Source organism: Streptomyces sp. NPDC048442 (assembly GCF_040651475.1).
In the GTDB taxonomy this organism is placed as follows: domain Bacteria; phylum Actinomycetota; class Actinomycetes; order Streptomycetales; family Streptomycetaceae; genus Streptomyces.
Genome location: NZ_JBEZKB010000004.1, coordinates 171,904 through 188,697 on the forward strand (window position 1 = coordinate 171,904; position 16,794 = coordinate 188,697).

Genomic DNA, 16,794 nt, shown 5'->3' on the forward strand with positions numbered 1-16,794 from the left:
TTACGGGATGAATCATGTGTCTGCCGGTGGTGTGCGCGAGCCGCAGCAGCCCTTCGTCCAGCTCGGCCCCGAGGTTCTGACAGCCGCGCTGGAAACGGTGCCCGTCGGCGCCGTCAAGGAGTTCACCGATTCGTGGAACGACCTTCCCGCCGATGAGCACCTGCCGACCGACGTGCCGTACCGCTTCCGGCGCTACGGCACGTTCCGTCTGGTGGGCGAGCGGTGGGAGAGGCTTCCGCACACCGCGTTCTTCCAGGGCACGAACGTCAACTCGGTGAACGGCGGTGTGGACCGCATGTTCGCGCCGCTGGACGACTCGGTGGCCACGGGCCCGGCCCTGCATGCCGTCGTGACCGCCCTCCGGGAGCGGCTTCCCGGCAGTGGCGCGGGAATCGACACATGCGGCGTCCACCAGATCCGCGTCACCGCCACAGCCGGCGCGGAGGGCAATCCCGCTCCGGAAGGGGTTCACCGGGACGGGCACCACTACGTCGGACAGGTGCTGATCCGGCGGGAGGACGTGCAGGGGGCCGAGTCGTGCCTGTACGACCTGCAGCACCGCCCGATCCACACGACCGTGCTCACCGAGCCCTTCGCCGCCATAGTCCTCGACGACCGGCGGGTGCTGCACGGCGTCACCCCCTTCGCCCCTTCGCCGGGCACCCGTGTCGGGGTCCGCGACACGCTGCTCGTCGACTTCTTCCCTCGTACCGCGCCGTAACCGTCAGGCGACGGCCCCACCGCACCGTTTCTCCCGATCGTTGTGAAGAAAGGCGACTTGCCATGACCGCGATGCAGGACATTCCGAAGACTCTCGTCCCGGCCCGTCCACGAATCGGTTTCTCCACCAATATCTGGGACAACCCCGCGAACATCGTCGAGCATCTGGAGTTCCTGGCGGGCCACTTCCGCGATCTGGAGTTCGAGATCGCGGAAGAGTGCCAGGAGGTGCTCTTCGGCGCCACCGCCACCGAGTACGAGAGCATCGTCGAGGGCATGCGCGGCGTCATCGAGACCCATGGGCTCGACGTGTCGGTGCACGCCGCCTGGTACGGCCCGCACACCGACCTGTGTGCCCCCGACGAGGACGAGCGCGCCGAGTCGATCAACCTGTTGCGCCGCGCCGTCCACCTGGCGGCCGACCTCGGCGTGGAGCGCGTCACGTACCACCCGGGGTACCAGTCCCGGCGCAGCAACCCGGTCCTCCTGGACATTCTGCGGTCCTCGCTGGACCGGCTCCAGCCCTTGCTGAGCCGGACGGGCATCCTGCTGTGCGTCGAGAACATGGGCGCCAACCGGCCGCGCTATGTGATCTTCGAGCCCGAGGAGCACATCGCCCTGTGCGAGAGCACCGGCACCGCCCTCACCCTGGATGTCCCGCACCTCGCCACGGTGCATCTGCCGCGCGGAGACTACAAGGAGGCGCTTGAGGCGGTCGCACCCTACGTCCAGACGGCCCACATCTCCGACATCAAGGGCACCGACCACACCCATCTCCCCATCGGTATGGGGGACTTCGACCTGTGGGGCTCGCTGGAGACGCTCGGCAGGTTCGGCTTCGGCGGTGCCGCGGTCGTCGAGGAGTTCGCCCAGGGCCACCGGCCCGAGGACTACCTCAGCCGCGCGCTGGACTTCCGTGCTCGCTGGGACGCGGCCGGCGCCGCTGGACGCGAGGACGCGGTCTGATGCGCCGGCTGGCTGTCGCCGACACGGTCCCCCGGCAGCCGGCCGGTGCCAGGGGAGGCGCGGGGCCGCAGGGCGACCTGCTGTCCGCGGTCGCCGCCGACGCCCGACGCGTCGGTACGACCGTGAACCTCGCCGCCTTCGAGAACGTACTGTCCCGCACGGCCCGGACGATGCTCGCGGGACCGCTGGCCGACCGGTACCTCATAGGCCAGGAGCACGAACGGGGACCTGGTCCCGCGACGCTGCGCTCCGGGCTGCTGTCCGCCGGTTACCCGGGGGTCGACAGCCTGGAACGGGCCGCCGCGGAGTCCATGAACCGCATGCTGGGCGCGGCCTGGACCGACTTCCGTCCGCTGTCCGGCCTGCACGCCACCACCTGCACGGTCGCCCTGCTCACCAACCCCGGTGACCTGGTTCTCTCCCTCGCGCCGGACGACGGCGGCCACTTCGCCACCCGCCCCCTGCTGGAGTCCCTCGGCCGGCGCAGCGGATACCTGCCGTGGGACACCGCGTCGGGCACGGTGGACCTTGCCCGTACCGTCGAGATGTGGGCCGCCGAGAGCGCGGCGATGGTTTTCCTCGACCACGGAGTGCCCCTGGTCCCGCTGCCGGTACGCGAGCTGCGCACGGTCATGGGCACCGACGCGCGCCTGGTGTACGACGCCTCGCACACCCTGGGGCTGATCGCCGGCGGGGCCTTCCAGGACCCGCTCGGGGAGGGCTGCGACATCGTCCAGGGCAATACGCACAAGAGCTTCCCCGGCGCGCACAAGGGAATGATCGCCTTCGCCGACGCAGGAGTCGGCCGCGCCTTCTCCGAGCGCCTGGGGAATTCGATGGTCTCCTCGCAGTCGACCGGGGCGACGCTCGCCAACTATGTGACCACCCTGGAGATGGACGCCCACGCACCCGCCTATGCGGCGCAGATGCAGGAGAACCGGGCCGCGCTGGCGCAGGCGCTGGGCGAGGCCGGGTTCCGCCTGCACGCCCCCGCGGAGGCCCCGTCCCCGAGCCGCAGCCATGTGCTCGTCGTCGAACGCCACCGGTCACGTTCGGGATACGACCTGGCCGCCGGTCTCGTGCGCTCAGGACTGGTGCTCAACGCCCGGCCGGTGGACGGAAGAGTGCGGCTGCGTCTCGGGGTTCAGGAGGTCACCCGGCGCGGCATGCTGCAGCCCGACATGTGGCGCATCGCCGACCTCATGGCGGAGGCGGCGTGGAATTCAGGGCGGAGCGCGGCGCAGGACGCGGTGGCCGCCCAAGTCGTTTCCCTGGCTGAGGAGTTCAGCCAGGTGCACTTCTCGTTCGACGGCGCGGAGGTCGTAAGTTGAGTGAGTCGCCCCAGCCCCTGGTGCTTTTCCTCGGGAACGCCCGCTACGGCGAGTTCGAGCCCCTGCGCGAGACGGGCGCGCGGGTCGGGCTGATCCGAGACGTCAGCTCGCACGGCTGGAGCGCACCGGACGACGCCTTCGACGTCGTCATCCCCTGGAACCCGGCCGACGGGGTCGAAGGGCTGAGCGCCGGGCTGCCGCACGACGGTTCGGTGTGCGTGCTCAATCTCCGCGAGGCGTACGTGGAGGAGTACGCGCGGCTGTGCGCCGTACTCGCCCTGCCCGCGCTCGATCCCGCGGACGTGGCGGCGCTGCGTTCCAAGCACCTGATGCGGCAACTGTTCCGGGACGGGATCGGGGCCGACAGCACGGGGCGCTTCGAAGCGGTCGTCTCGGCCGCCGAGGTGGTGGAGTTCGGGGAGACACACGGCTGGCCGGTGGTCCTCAAACCGGCGACCCTCTACTCCAGCCTGTTCGTCGTCACCGTCACCGGACCGCAGGACGCGGCAACCGTCTTCGCCCGGGTGCAGGACGGGGTCGCCGCACACGTACGGGCCAAGCAACTGCCGGAACGCTTCACCGCGCTGCAGGTCGAGGAGTTCCTCGCCGGCAGCAACCACTCGGTCGACCTCGTCGTCGACCGCGAGGGCGTCGCCCACCCCAGCCCGGTCGTCGACGTCCTCACCGGCGCCGACCTCGGAGGCGAGGACTTCCACCACTTCGCACGCTACGCACCCAGCCGGGCCCCCGCGCCGGCCCAGCGGCAGATGGCCGACCTCGCTGTACAGGCCTCTCGCGCCATGGGCCTCAGGCTGTGCGCGGCCCACGTCGAGTTCATCCTGACTCCGCAGGGCCCGCGGCTGCTCGAAGTGGGCATCCGCCCCGGCGGCCACCGGGCCCGGGTGCTCCGGGAGGCGCACGGGGTGTCCTTCATGGCCGCGTACGCCGCCGTGATGCGCGGCGAAGCACCCGACCTGGAAAGGAAGTTCGACAGGCCGTTCGGGATCGTCACGCCCTTCCCGCGCGCGACCGGGACCTTCGAGGGACTGCACGCTCCGGAACGACTCACCGGCCTGGCCTCCTACCGGAGCCACAGCGTCTACCACTCTCCCGGAAAGACCATCGGGACAGCGGCGCAGGGACACTGGCAGGTACTCTCCGCCGAACTCGTCGCCGGGACGACCGCGGAGCTGGTCCAGGACATGGAACAGGTGTGGGAGATGACCGACCTGGTCGCAGTACGGACCACCCCGGGCCCCGGGCCGGAGGCCGCCGACGCCGGGACGACGCCGACCCCGCACCCCGTCCCGCGCCCCGTCCCGCACCCCATCCCGCACCTGCTGCTGATCGGCGGAAAGGACTCCGGATTCGCGTCCATCGCCGAACTCGACATCCGGATCACTCTCCTCCAGGAACGCGCCCACCTCACCGCACGGCAGACCGAGCGCGCCGACACCTTGATCGTCTACGACCGTCTGGACGCCGCTCTCGCGGAGTCCACGGCACTCTTCCTGCACGAGCAGCACGGCAGCGGCCCCTTCGACGCCGTGCTCTCCTTCGCGGAGCAGCACCTGCTCACTGCCGCGCGCATCGGTGAGCGGCTTTCGATCGTCCACAATCCGCTGCCCGCCGTACGGGACAGCCGCGACAAACTACTCACCCGCGCCCTGCTCGACAGGCACGGCCTGCAGAGCGTCCCGTACCGGTCCTGCCGCTCGCTCGCCGAGGCCACCGCCTTCCAGGCCGAGCTGGCCGCCCCGGTCGTCCTCAAGCCCGCGGCCGGCTCCGGCAGCCGCGGCGTCCGTCTCGTCGACGGGCCTGCCGGGCTCGCACCGGGCTGGGAGTACGCCGCGGCCGACGGGGCCGCGGTCATCGCCGAGGAGTACATTCCCGGCCCGGAGGTCAGCGTCGAGACGCTCACCCTCGACGGCAAGCACGAGATTCTGGCAGTCACCGAGAAGATCACCACCGGCGCGCCCTCCTTCGTGGAGACCGGGCACCAGCTGCCTGCGAGCCTCGCCCCCGCCGTGCAGGAGGCGGTGACCACCACGACCACCGCTCTGCTCGACGCCCTGGGCCACCAATGGGGCCCCGCGCACACCGAGTTCAGGATTCGCGAGGACGGCCGGCCGGTCCTGATCGAGACCCAGACCCGCTTCGGCGGCGACCAGATCTGGCAGATGGTGGAGCTGGTCACCGGCGTACGGCTGGCGAAGGCGACGGCCGCCGCGATGCTCGGCGTGGCGACCCCCCGGGACGCCCCCACCGCGCAGGCCGCGGCGATCCGCTTCTTCGCGTACGAGAACACCGTCGTCCGGGCGATCGACGGGCCGGACGATGCGCGCGGCCTGCCCGGCGTGGTGACCGTGCAACTCTCCGCGCGCGTGGGTCAGGAACTGGGCCCGCTGGCCGGTTCCGGCAGTCGCCAGGGGTACGTCCTGGCCACCGGGGCCGACCGGCAGGAGGCCGTCGAGCGGGCGGAAGCGGCCCACCGCGCGGTCAAGTGGGTGGTCGACGAGTGAGGGGCGTGCGGCAGCTCCGGCGGTCCGGGAAACCTCCGTCGCCGGGCTCCGGCTCCCGCAGCGGACCCTGGAGCGACCGGACGACGCGCGGTCTGATGATCTCGTCGTTCATCGACTCCATGGGCAACGGGCTCTTCCTGTCGGGGTCGGTGCTCTATCTGACCCGCGCGGTACATCTGTCGAACGCCCAGGTCACCGTCGGTCTCACCGTCGCCGGCCTGATCGGGTTCCTGACCACCGTTCCGGTGAGCGTGCTCGGGGACCGGACAGGCGCCGGACGGTTGCTGGTCGCCCTGCAGTTCTGGAAGCTGATCGGTTTCGTCGGCTACGCGTTCGTCGGCAACTTCACCCAGTACCTGGCCGCGTCCGCGTTCATCGCACTCGGGGACCGGGTCGCCCAGCCCGTCCTGCAGACAGTCGTCGGCGCGGCCGTCACCGAGGAACGCAGGGTGGCGACGATGGCCTGGATCCGCAGCACCCGCAACGCGGGCCTCGCCTCGGGCGCGCTGTTGGCCTCTTTCGCAGTGACGGTCGACTCCCTGTGGGGGTATCGCGCGATCATCCTCGCGGACGCCGCGACCTTCCTGGCCTCCGGTCTGCTGCTCCTCGCGCTGCGCCTGCCCGGTCGGACACGCGACACGGGGAAGGCCCCCGCCTCCCCCTGGGCGCTCCTGCGCACCGTGGCCAAGGAGCGCCGCTACCTCGGCCTGACCCTCCTCAACGGTCTGCTCTCCTTCCACACGGTCATGCTTTCCGTCGGCATCCCCCTGTGGGTCTCCCAGCACACCAGCCTGCCGACCGCGACGATTCCGGTCCTCATCGCCGTGAACACCGTCCTCGCGGTCACCCTGCAACCCTGGGCCGCCCGCGGTGTCTCCACCCTCACGCAAGCAGCCCGCCGCTGCTTCCACGCCGGCCTCGCCCTCGCCGCCGCATGCCTCCAGTTCGCCCTCGTCCCGGAGTCGGGGGCAGTGGCCGCAGCCGTCCTCCTCACCACAGCCGTCGTCTGCCACACGCTCGGCGAGGTCTGGCAGTCCGCGGGCGGCTGGGAAATCAGCTATGCCCTCTCCCCAAAGGACCAGCGCGGTACCTACCTCGGCGTCTTCAGCCTCGGCCCGACGGGCGCCCAGATCATCGGCCCGACAGTGGTCGTGCTCGGCGTCGTCGGCTCGGGCCCACCTGGCTGGATACTGCTCGGCGCGGCATTCGCAGCCACCGGATGGCTCGTACGGACCGTATGCCGCCGCGCCTGACCCACACGCTCTCCGCCGATTTCGGCATCCCCTCACCCACCACACGAAATGCGGGCTGTGACCGTAAAGGAAGCGTTCTTGCGAACGAGTACCTCCGCGGTCTCCACCACCGCGCCCCAACTGAGGTACAGCGCCTATGGACAGTCCGGCAGTTGGCTGTAGAGACCCCATCTTCGTGAGCACTGGCTCCTGCGGAGTTGGCGTTTCCGCACGGCGTGGACACTGCTCGCGGAGGCCGAACACGAGCAGAACGTCGTCGTGGGCCGCCTGCGGTGCTAGCCCTGCGTGACCCTGCCGTCTTCGAGCGATGTGTGCAGGGAGTGCGGCCACTCGGTCAGGCACCCCTTGGACCACATCACCAGGAGGAACCAGTGACATACCCGCAACGGCACACCCCCGAGGAGAAGCTCGCTGACGCGAAGAAGCTGTTGCGCCTCCCGCGTATCGTCGTCATCTGCGGCTCCACCCGCTTCATGACCGAGATGAACGAGGCCGATCTGCTGGAGACCAAAGCCGGCAAGATTGTTGTCAAACCGAGCATTCGCATGAAGTCACCGCACCAACCTTGGTCCGATCCTGTCGAAGCCGAGGCTCTGAAGGTTCGACTCGGCGATCTGCACCGGGCGAAGATCCAGCTCGCTGATGAAGTACTCGTAGTCGGCGACTACATCGGATACAGCACCCGAGCCGAAATCGCCTACGCCCGGTCGCTGGGCAAGCCCGTGCGATTCACACACCCCGAAGTCGACCCTGCCGCCTGACCACCCGCTGCACCCCGACCAGGACCGGGCAGGAGCCCCCGCGCCAGGCAGGATGGCCGGGGGCTCTTGTGCACGGACGGCCGGTTCGTTCCCGTCACCTCTGACGGAGGTGGCAGGCCGGTCAGGCAAACTGGAGTACTTCCTCACCCGACCCGCACTCCGGGCCCCATGTCAGAGACTTCACGGTGTACCCGTAGCTGTTGGTCGGCACGAGGTCGAGCTTGTACTGACCGCCCGTCGCATTGGGGGTGGCGTAGTGCAGGCAGCCCTTGTACTTGATCATCTTGCCCGCTGATGGCGAGTACTTCTCGGCGGTGAAACGGATGTGGTCCTGATCCCTTTCCTGCGCCCCGTTGTTGACGATCTGCATGCTGAACTCGCTGCCGCTCCAGTTTCCCTCCCTGGAGAACGAGGGGGAGGACATGTCGCTGTAGTACAGACATACGTTGCCAGGCTTGCACCCGTAGGCGGACGGATAGATGGCGGCCGAGGCGGTACCGGTGGAGCCGACCGTGGCGAACAGCGCGAGCGTGGTGCATCCGGCCACGAGGCCGGCCGTACGACGAATACGCATGAGTGTGGGTGAACCTTCCCGTCGGGTGCGGCGGGCTGTCTGCCCGCCGCCCAGGATTCCGGTCGAGTCAGCGGCTGCTCACCCACCGGTGAGAGCGCAGGTAGGCCCCCGCGTCGGGGCCGGTGTTGCATGGATGGAACCCCCCTGGGTGTTCCGGCTCACCGAAGGCGGCCGGCCGACGCGAAATGCGGTGGTGCCGTTGAGTGCCCCACGGGTGCCCCCGGCCGGTGGGCCGTGTAGGCCACAGTGTGAAGGGGGCAGACTTCGGAGCGCGTGTGGTTTTGGCTCCAGCCAAAACGTCGATCACCTCCGTGGCGTCAGCAACCGTCAAGAAGCCGACGGCCCAAGGGTGTTGCGGTGTGCAGGACACGCTTGCCGTCGCGTCGGCTCATGACGAGCCCGCCGTCGCGCAGCACGGCCAGCTGCTGGCTGACGCTCGGCAGGGATACACCCGTGGCGTCGGCGAGTTCGGAGGTGGTGGCACAGGTCAGCGCGGCCGTCTCGGACAGGAGTGCGGCGCGGGTGGGTCCCAGCAGACGGGACAGCGACGCCGTCGAAGCGGCTGACGGCAAGGGGGACTTGTCGACCGGGTAGACGAGTACCGGCCGCAGTTGATCGTCGGCTAGGGATATCGGGCGTCGCCAACAGAAGTACGACGGGACGAGCAGCAGGCCCCGCCCGTGCAGGTGCAGATCGCGCTCGACCGGATAGTCGACGGTCAGTACGGGCGGCTCCCACACCGCCATCGGTCGCAGACCGTTCAACAGCGCCTGTGTCCCGCCGTCCACGAGGGCGCGGGTGCGCAGGGCCAGGTCCGCCGCCGTGGCCGCGCCGATACGGTTCCCCAGTGGTGCGATGAACTCCCGGTGGTAGGTGCGCAGATTCCTGCCCAGCACGTTCAGCGTCGTGACATCACCGCGTGCCAGCTCCGCGCCCGCCCACGGCCGTCCGCCGCTCGCCGAGAGCAGGGCCAGCTCGTGGCGCAGCCGCCGGCGCGGCGTCGCGAGGACCCGGTCGATACCCGAGTGGAGAGCGTCGGGGCCGTCCTCGCCGGGCGGGGTGAGGAAGTCCGGGAAGTAGGCGGCGCGAGGCACCAGCGTGCGCAGCGCCGACACCGTCCCGCGGGCCACCCCGCCCTGGCGGACCAGCCCTCCGACCTTGTGCCGCCACGGATCGAAGGCAACGGCACCCTCGCTCGTCTGCAGACGGCACAGACTGCACACGATCTCCCACAGCGGGTCGGGGCGGCACGCCAGCCGTACGTTCTCCAGGTCTCGACCGGTGAAGTGGATGCGCAGCATGGTTTTCCCCCCCCGTTGACCAGCGGCGCCCAACGAAGACCCTTGCTCCGCACGATGCTCCGGACAACGGTGAACTCTGCCAGTCGCGAGGGCGCCCAACACCCCGACCGGGACGACCAGTTCCGCTGCATCAACGACCGGGCCCAGGAGCATAGGAGTACCGGCGACCCGGTGATCAGCGTGGCCACCAAGAAGAAGGAGCTGGTCGGCCACTACAAGCTGGTCGGCCACTGCAAGAACGGGGCCGTGCGTGGGAACCGAAGGGGGCTCCGGCCCAGGTCAAAAAGCATGACTTCGTGGACCGGCAGGGAGCGGGCAAGGTGATCCCGTACGGAATCTACGACGTCGCAGCTCACACCGGCTGTGTCAGCGTCGGCACCGACCACGACACGACAGCCTTCGCCGTTGCCTCCATCCGCCGCTGTCCTGCAGGGCGTATGCCCTGACTTTCGTGAGCGGAATAAGTCACCTGTGCGGCAGCCTGAGTGGACCCGGAGCAGTGGGTTTCTCACGTGCATCGGCGATCCGTACATGAGGACAGCGTAGGTGTTCTCGAATTCTCCCTCGTATCCCTGGATATCTGGGACGATTTCCCGTTGGCCGGCCTGGATCGGCAGAACAGCCCAGGGCCGTACGCTTGAGAGTCATGGAGGGCACCATCGGAACAGTAAATCAGTCCTCGTTGCCGATTGCGGCAGAAGGTGGCCTTTTGGAAGCTACTGTCACGTCGAGGGTACGTCAAGGCTTTTGTCGGTAACTTCGACGCGTGATGATTTACGTGCCTCGTCGCGGCGCCTGTAATTCTTGATCGATACGGGCTGTGCGGTTCTGGCAGTGGCGGGTACTGGGTCTTATGAGGCAGAGGACAGCCAGGTGGGTGCCCCTGTATCGCTCGCCAAGGAAATCGGGCCGCGCCGAGTCAGGTGCCGGCAGCATGGGGGTGTCTGAGCTCGTCCTGTCCTGGCCGACCGCGCCTGCACGGGTGCCGGCCGCTGGGTCACCACCGGTCGCGGTTGCCCGCCCGGCCGGGTGATCCACGCATACACGCAGGTCGCACAGAGCGGCCGAGTATCGGACACCCACAGTGAGTTGTTGGGCAATGCCGGGCAATATTGAGCCACATTCGGTAACCCCAACCCCGTACGAAACATGCAGATTCCCTATTGCGACACCTTCCCCCCGGCTGTAGCTTGCGTTAAGAAAGGCGGGGGCACCATCAGCGAAGTATCGCAAAGCGGAATGACCATCTCACGCTCAGCCCATTTCGACCGTCCGAAATCAGCTCTGAGCTGCCCATGGGGATGGAAAGTATTTGTGCCGCACGCTTTCCGGATGTACGGAGGAGGGGGGCAGAGTCACGCATTCCCCGTTAATGCGGATGCGAATGTGGGCTCGATGGTCCTGTCACTGACCTGCACCCTTCACCGAAACAGTGCACGGACACGCCCGGTTCCCATAGTTCACTCCGTCTGACCGGCGCGCGCCGACCGCTGCCCGGATCCGCTCAAAAGGAAACGGAAAGACAAGGGGAGTTGAGCCATGTCCGAATCCGCCGTCACGCCCGACATACGATCACGTACGAGCCGGCCTGCCGAAACTGTACGGTCGCGGGAAAACGTCCAGACTTCTCTCGCGCCGGGAGCGGTCGACCCGCAGACGCTCGTACCGATCATGCTGACCTTCATGCTCCGGAACATCGCGAGCAACGGCTTCACCTTCCGCGATCCGACCGCTCCGGAGGACTACTCCCGCGATTCGAAGCCGGGCTGTGTCATCGCCGCCCCGTCGTTCCCGCACCAGACCCCCGGCATCGACCAGGACTACGTCTTCAACTGGGTGCGCGACGGGGCCATCACGGCCATGGAGGTGGCCAGGGCCGGCATGCCCGTCGGCGCGGACGGAACGGTGGCGACGCTCAACGACTACGTGCAGTTCGCCGAGCTGTGCCACTCCAACGCCCGGCCGACCAAGGGCCACGCCTGCTTCCGCCTCGACGGCGAGTCCCGCCCCTGGACCGAGCAGAACGACGGCCCCGCCCTGCAGTCCATCACCATCCTGGCCGCCTACGACCAGCTCGACATCGGCACCCAGAAGCAGGCGGTCGACCTGGTGAACGCCAATACGGCCTTCCTCCTCGACGTGTACAAGGATCCCACCACCAACCTGTGGGAGGAGCACAAGGGGTTGACCTTCTTCGCCCGCGCCGCCCAGCTGCGCTGCTTCGAGGAGATCCAGGCCACGAAGATCGTCGGCATCATCAAGCCGACGGGGCTGAAGCCCGCCATGAAGTGGCTGGGCGAGGCCCTCGCGGGCCACTGGGACGGCACCAAGTACGTGAGCATGATGGCCGACCCCGGCGGCGGGGCCCAGCCGTCGCCGCAGCACCCGATCGGCGACGGTTACGACCCGAACATCGACATCGTCCAGGCGGCCCTCTACGGCGCGGTGTCCTTCACCGACACCAAGCTCCTCGCCACGGCGGCCCAGCTGCGCTCGCAGTGGGAGGAGGGCGGCGCCGCCTTCTACCCGGTCAACCGGACGGACCGCGAACAGCACGGTATCGGGCCGCTGTTCGGCCGCTATCCGGGCGACACCTACGACGGTGACACCTCGGACGCCAACTTCGTCGGCCACCCCTGGGCCCTGTCCACGTGCAACGTCGCCGAGCTGCACTACAAGCTGGCCGCAGAGATCAGGTCGGCCGGGACGATCCCGCTGGACGAGCTGTCCACGCCCTTCTTCGCCCAGTCGCGCATCGACGCGTCGACGACTCCGCAGGCAGCCGCCGAGGCCCTGGTGACCACCGGCGACGACATGATGCAGGCCGTCATCTACCACAGCGACCACCTGGAGCTCTCCGAGCAGTTCGACAGCGCCACCGGTTACGAGCGCAGCGTGCGCAACCTGACGTGGAGCTATGCCGCGTACCTGTCCGCCATGCGCGCCCGCGCCGAGGCGGTGTGACAGCCGCATGTACGAGAAATTCCCCACCGGAGCGACGCACAGCACCGACCCCGCGGCGACGGCCGAGGTCCTCTACGACGCCGTCGTCGTGGGCGGCGGGATCTCCGGCGCCCTCATCGCCTCCCGCCTGAGCGAAGCCGGCAAGAGGGTGCTGCTGCTCGAAGCGGGCCCGGCCGAGGACCTCACCCTGCGGTCGTACGAGAAGTACCTCGACCGCTTCTACTCGACCACGGACAAGGACAACCAGTCCCCCTACCCGGCCGTCGCCAACGCCCCGATGCCGCGCGGCAACGACGCACGCCGCATCGTCCCCGGCACGCCCGACGCCTCGTCGTACCTCGTGCAGAGCGGGCCCTTCGCCACCGACACCACCTACACGAGGGTCCTCGGCGGCACCACCATGCACTGGGAGGGCAAGACGCTGCGGATGCTCCCGGAGGACTTCCGGATGCGCACGCTGCACGGCGAGGGCAGGGACTGGCCGCTCGGATACGACGACCTCGCCCCGTACTACAACGAGGCGGAACGCGAGATCGGCGTCTCCGCCGACGTGGCGGACCAGGCGTACCTCGGGATGACCTTCGACGAGGACTACGTGTTCCCGATGAAGGGGATTCCTCTGTCGTACCTGGACCGGATGGTCGCCAGGGACCTCGACGGAATGACGGTCCAACTCGACGGCGACCAGAAGGAGTTGAAGGTCCGGCCATTCCCCCAGGGGCGTAACGGGATACCCAACCCGGCCTACGACGGCAGGAAGGGTTACGTACCGCAGGGGGCGGTCAGCACCTACCAGGTCGAGGTCGGCGAGCGCTGCCAGGGCAACAACAACTGCGTGCCCATCTGCCCGGTGCAGGCCAAGTACAACGCCGGCAAGACCCTCGCCATCGCTCTGCGGACCGGCCGGGTCGACCTGGTCGCCCAGGCCGTGGCCCACAAGGTGCACATCGACGAGCAGACCGGCCGGGTCACCGAGATCGAGTACCGCCGCTACGACTCCCCCGACCGCCCCGGTTTCACCACCCTGAAGGCGCACGGACGGCTGTTCGTCCTGGCCGCCAACGCGGTGGAGAACCCCCGGCTGATGCTGGCCTCCGGGCTGCGCGGTTCCAGCGGCCTGATGGGGCGCAACTTCATGGACCACGCGTACCTGCTCGCGTGGGCCCTGTTGCCCGAGGTGGCCGGCACCTTCCGCGGCACCGTCTGCACCGGTGGCATCACCGATCTGCGCGGCGGCCGGTTCCGCCGCCGCCAGGCCGCGTTCAGCGTCGACATCCACAACGACGGCTGGGGCTGGGCCCGCGGTGCGCCGATGAGCGACCTGGTCGACCTGGTGGACTCGGGCGGCCGCTACGGCGAGTCGCTGCGCCAGGGCCTGGTGGACCGGGTCTCGCGTCAGCTGCAGCTGGCGTTCATGGTCGAGGTCCCGGCAAATCCCAGCAACCGCGTCACCGTGGACCCCGCCTACACCGACCAGTTGGGCAACATGCGGCCGATCCTCACCTACGACGTCCCCGAGTACACGATGCGCGGGGTGGCGTTCGCCCGGCAGCTGTCGAAGCGGATCTTCGCCCGGCTCGGCGCCGAGGACCACACCGTCTACGACCCCGCCTTCTGGGGCTACGCCGTCCACGACGGTGAGGGCTACGAGATCCGAGGCGGAAACCACCTGGCGGGCACCCATGTGATGGGCTCCGACCCGGCGGCCTCGGTGGTCGACGCGGACCAGCGGTCCTGGGACCACAAGAACCTGTACCTGGTCGGCGGGGGCAGCATGCCCACCGTGGGCACGTCCAACGTGACGCTCACCATCGCCGCCCTGTGCCTGCGCAGCGCCCGCGCCATGCTGACGCAGCTCGACTCCGAAAGCGGTGCGATCAGCGTCGCCGCCCCACGCCGATCTCAGGAGGAGGTGGCCCCGTGACCGCGTCGACCATCGACAACCGTGACGAGCTGATCGCCTATCTGCAAGCGGCGATGGCGCTGGAGCACGCGACGATCCCGCCGTACCTGACCGCGTACTACTCCATCAAGTCCACCACCAACTCGGACGCCGCCCACATCATCCGGGTGGTCGCGGTGGAGGAGATGCTGCACCTGACGCTGGTCGCCAACGTCCTCAATGCCGTCGGCGGGCAGCCCGATCTGACCCGCCCCGGCTTCGTACCGCCCTATCCGGCCTATCTCCCGGACGGCGAGGAGGACTTCACCGTCGACCTGCGGCCGCTGTCGCCGGAGGCGGTGGAGACGTTCTGCATGATCGAGCGGCCGCGCCGGGCGCCCGACGCCGAGCGGCTGCTCGCGCTGCCCGAGAGCGGGGGGCCGCAGCTCGTCTCCAGCCCGACCGCCGAGAAGATGCGCTTCTACAGCATCGGCGAGTTCTACGCGGAGATCATCGAAGGGCTGGAGAAGGTGGCGGCCGCCGAGCAGGGGAAGCTCTTCTGCGGAGACCCGGCACGCCAGGTGAGTTCCGAGTACTTCTACTCCGGCGGCGGGGACGTCATCGTCGTGACCGACCTGGAGTCGGCCTGCCGGGCACTGAACTTCATCGCCGACCAGGGCGAGGGCCTCGACGCCGGCATCCATGACACGGCCGGGGAGCTGGCCCACTACTACCGGTTCCGGCAGCTGCAGCTGGGCCGTTACTACGAGGTGGGCGACAAGCCCGACGCACCGTCGGGGGCACCGCTGAGCGTGGACTGGGACGAGGTGTTCCCGGTGAAGGTGAATGCCCGGCTCGCCGACTACCCGCAGGGTTCGGAACTCGCCGCCGCGGCAAAGGGGTTCAACGCCGAGTACGGCGGCTTCCTCGCCCTGCTCACCCAGGCGTTCAACGGGAGGCCACAGGTGTTGGAGGAGGCCGTCCGTGCCATGTTCCGCCTCCGCGACGGCTTCAACCGACTGATCTGCAACCCGCTGCCGGGCAGCGGTGGCAGGCATGCGGGACCCACCTTCGAGATCCCGGCGGTGACTCCATGACCGGCCCGTCGTTCCAGGGCTTCCTCTCCCTGTCGGTCGACCTCACCGCCTTCGAGGAGACCGCTCTGCTCGGCACCGGCATGGCCGAGAAGTACCTGGCGAAGGTGCGGGCCGCCTGCGGTGACGAGGCCGTCGTCGCTCTCCTGGACGCGCACCTGTCCGCCCGGAGCGACGCCGGAGGACAGCAGCGCACCGCTCTCGACCGTGACGTGTTCGACCGGGCCCTGCGCCACCGGATCTTCGGTGACGACCGACTCGGCCCGGTCGCCCGCCATGTGATCAAACTCTGGTTCGCCGGGACGTGGTACGCGCTGCCGCCCGAGTGGACCGACCGCTACGGAGCCCGTGCGGGGGGCGAGACCTCCACGGTCACCGCCGCCTCCTACCAGGAGGGACTCCTCTGGCGGGCCATCGGCGCCAACCCTCCTGGCGCCAAGGCGCCCGGCTACGGCTCCTGGGCCGAGCCGCCCCGCATCGAGGACCGCTATCTGAAGGGAGCCACGAAATGACGGATCTCACCGGCCGCCTCGGCCCGGACAAAGTGAAGCTGGGCATCTGCTGCACCCTGTGGTGGAACGACGACTTCCCGACCATCGACGCCGGCATCCCCTTCGGACAGGCCGTGAGCGAGATGGCGCTCGCCGGCTTCCAGGGCTGCAGCATCGGCCACAAGTACCCCTCGGACGCCGCCGAGTTGAAGGCCGCCCTCGACCTGCGCGGCCTGGAGATCTCCGAGCCGTGGACGAGTACGTACTTCACGATCTCCAAGATGCGGCACAGGACGATCGCCGCCTTCGAGGAGACGCTGGAGCATCTGAGGGCCCTGGGCGGGTCCGAGCTGGTCGTGGCCGAATTCGGCGCCTCGTCGCATCTGCTGCCGGTCGACGTGTTCGCCAACCGCCCGCAGTTCACCAACGCCCAGTGGGACGCCCTGACATCGGGCCTGGACGAGCTCGGCAAGATCGCGACCTCGGCCGGGATGCGGCTCAGCTACCACCACCACATGGGCACGGGCGTCCAGACCCGCGCCGACATCGACCGGCTCCTGGCCGCCACGGACCCCGCCCTGGTCCACCTCCTCCTGGACACCGGCCACCTCACCTTCGCCGGCGACGACCCTCTCGATCTGGCCAGGGCGCACGCCGACCGCATCGGCCACGTCCACATGAAGGACATCCGGCCCGAGGTCGTCCGCCGGGTGCGCGAGGAAGGACTGTCCTTCCAGGAGGCCGTCGAGCTCGGTGTCTTCACCGTGCCCGGCGACGGCTCGATCGACTTCCGGCCCCTCCTCGGCGTACTGGCCGACGCCGGGTACAAGGGCTGGCTGGTGGTGGAGGCCGAGCAGGACCCCCGCAAGGCGAACCCGCTCGAGTACGCCAAGAAGGCCCGCTCCTACCTCACCGACGTACTGGGCTGGTGACGG

The 16,794-nt window shown here is 69.0% G+C and carries 13 protein-coding genes and 1 pseudogene; 12 read left to right on the plus strand and 2 right to left on the minus strand.

Annotated elements, in window-relative coordinates; all coding sequences use genetic code 11:
- Positions 1-7: 7 nt before the first annotated feature.
- From AB0D18_RS08540 to AB0D18_RS08565, 6 genes are all read left to right on the plus strand, one after another.
- Positions 8-721, plus strand: coding sequence for a 2OG-Fe dioxygenase family protein (locus tag AB0D18_RS08540; protein ID WP_362414333.1), 714 nt, complete (start codon positions 8-10; stop codon positions 719-721).
- Positions 722-783: 62 nt separating this feature from the next.
- Positions 784-1,686: a sugar phosphate isomerase/epimerase family protein gene (locus AB0D18_RS08545; RefSeq protein WP_362414335.1), complete on the plus strand. Its 903-nt coding sequence runs from the start codon at positions 784-786 to the stop codon at positions 1,684-1,686.
- A complete protein-coding gene (locus AB0D18_RS08550; RefSeq protein WP_362414337.1) occupies positions 1,686-3,017 on the plus strand; it encodes a hypothetical protein in 1,332 nt (443 codons plus the stop codon). The genes AB0D18_RS08545 and AB0D18_RS08550 overlap by 1 nt, the downstream gene beginning before the upstream one ends.
- A complete protein-coding gene (locus tag AB0D18_RS08555) occupies positions 3,014-5,539 on the plus strand; it encodes an ATP-grasp domain-containing protein (protein ID WP_362414339.1) in 2,526 nt (841 codons plus the stop codon). The genes AB0D18_RS08550 and AB0D18_RS08555 overlap by 4 nt, the downstream gene beginning before the upstream one ends.
- A gap of 95 nt (positions 5,540-5,634) precedes the next feature.
- Complete coding sequence (locus AB0D18_RS08560) at positions 5,635-6,792, plus strand: MFS transporter (RefSeq protein WP_362414341.1); 1,158 nt, start codon at positions 5,635-5,637, stop codon at positions 6,790-6,792.
- A gap of 371 nt (positions 6,793-7,163) precedes the next feature.
- Positions 7,164-7,553: a hypothetical protein gene (locus AB0D18_RS08565; RefSeq protein WP_362414343.1), complete on the plus strand. Its 390-nt coding sequence runs from the start codon at positions 7,164-7,166 to the stop codon at positions 7,551-7,553.
- 121 nt (positions 7,554-7,674) lie between these two features.
- On the opposite strand, the gene AB0D18_RS08570 is transcribed toward AB0D18_RS08565, so the two are convergent.
- The gene (locus tag AB0D18_RS08570) at positions 7,675-8,127 is read right to left on the minus strand and encodes a hypothetical protein (RefSeq protein WP_362414345.1); all 453 of its coding nucleotides are present in this window, start codon (positions 8,125-8,127) and stop codon (positions 7,675-7,677) included.
- A 317-nt stretch (positions 8,128-8,444) separates the two neighbouring features.
- The gene (locus tag AB0D18_RS08575; RefSeq protein WP_362414347.1) at positions 8,445-9,428 is read right to left on the minus strand and encodes a helix-turn-helix domain-containing protein; all 984 of its coding nucleotides are present in this window, start codon (positions 9,426-9,428) and stop codon (positions 8,445-8,447) included.
- A 72-nt stretch (positions 9,429-9,500) separates the two neighbouring features.
- On the opposite strand from AB0D18_RS08575, the pseudogene AB0D18_RS08580 reads away from it, so the two are divergent.
- The 6 genes and pseudogenes from AB0D18_RS08580 to iolE all read left to right on the plus strand — a co-directional run.
- Positions 9,501-9,850, plus strand: a pseudogene (locus AB0D18_RS08580) (ISAzo13 family transposase); the annotation flags it as partial.
- Positions 9,851-11,111: 1,261 nt separating this feature from the next.
- Entirely contained in the window at positions 11,112-12,392 is a 1,281-nt protein-coding gene (locus AB0D18_RS08585; RefSeq protein WP_362414349.1) for a glycoside hydrolase family 15 protein, read from the plus strand.
- A 7-nt stretch (positions 12,393-12,399) separates the two neighbouring features.
- Entirely contained in the window at positions 12,400-14,316 is a 1,917-nt protein-coding gene (locus AB0D18_RS08590; protein ID WP_362414351.1) for a GMC family oxidoreductase, read from the plus strand.
- The gene (locus AB0D18_RS08595; RefSeq protein ID WP_362414352.1) at positions 14,313-15,371 is read left to right on the plus strand and encodes a ferritin-like protein; all 1,059 of its coding nucleotides are present in this window, start codon (positions 14,313-14,315) and stop codon (positions 15,369-15,371) included. The genes AB0D18_RS08590 and AB0D18_RS08595 overlap by 4 nt, the downstream gene beginning before the upstream one ends.
- On the plus strand, positions 15,368-15,880 hold the full coding sequence (locus AB0D18_RS08600; protein ID WP_362414354.1) for a hypothetical protein: 513 nt from the start codon (positions 15,368-15,370) through the stop codon (positions 15,878-15,880). The genes AB0D18_RS08595 and AB0D18_RS08600 overlap by 4 nt, the downstream gene beginning before the upstream one ends.
- Positions 15,877-16,791: a myo-inosose-2 dehydratase gene (gene iolE / locus AB0D18_RS08605; RefSeq protein WP_362414356.1), complete on the plus strand. Its 915-nt coding sequence runs from the start codon at positions 15,877-15,879 to the stop codon at positions 16,789-16,791. The genes AB0D18_RS08600 and iolE overlap by 4 nt, the downstream gene beginning before the upstream one ends.
- The last annotated feature ends 3 nt before the right edge of the window (positions 16,792-16,794 follow it).

Excerpts from the sequence above, each read along its gene's own strand:
- AB0D18_RS08570 (WP_362414345.1), bottom strand. The coding sequence starts at position 8,127 with ATGCGTATTCGTCGTACGGCCGGCCTCGTGGCCGGATGCACCACGCTC.
- AB0D18_RS08575 (WP_362414347.1), bottom strand. The coding sequence starts at position 9,428 with ATGCTGCGCATCCACTTCACCGGTCGAGACCTGGAGAACGTACGGCTG.
- AB0D18_RS08550 (WP_362414337.1), top strand. The coding sequence starts at position 1,686 with ATGCGCCGGCTGGCTGTCGCCGACACGGTCCCCCGGCAGCCGGCCGGT.
- AB0D18_RS08560 (WP_362414341.1), top strand. The coding sequence starts at position 5,635 with ATGATCTCGTCGTTCATCGACTCCATGGGCAACGGGCTCTTCCTGTCG.
- AB0D18_RS08590 (WP_362414351.1), top strand. The coding sequence starts at position 12,400 with ATGTACGAGAAATTCCCCACCGGAGCGACGCACAGCACCGACCCCGCG.
- AB0D18_RS08600 (WP_362414354.1), top strand. The coding sequence starts at position 15,368 with ATGACCGGCCCGTCGTTCCAGGGCTTCCTCTCCCTGTCGGTCGACCTC.
- AB0D18_RS08585 (WP_362414349.1), top strand. The coding sequence starts at position 11,112 with ATGCTCCGGAACATCGCGAGCAACGGCTTCACCTTCCGCGATCCGACC.
- iolE (WP_362414356.1), top strand. The coding sequence starts at position 15,877 with ATGACGGATCTCACCGGCCGCCTCGGCCCGGACAAAGTGAAGCTGGGC.
- AB0D18_RS08545 (WP_362414335.1), top strand. The coding sequence starts at position 784 with ATGACCGCGATGCAGGACATTCCGAAGACTCTCGTCCCGGCCCGTCCA.
- AB0D18_RS08540 (WP_362414333.1), top strand. The coding sequence starts at position 8 with ATGAATCATGTGTCTGCCGGTGGTGTGCGCGAGCCGCAGCAGCCCTTC.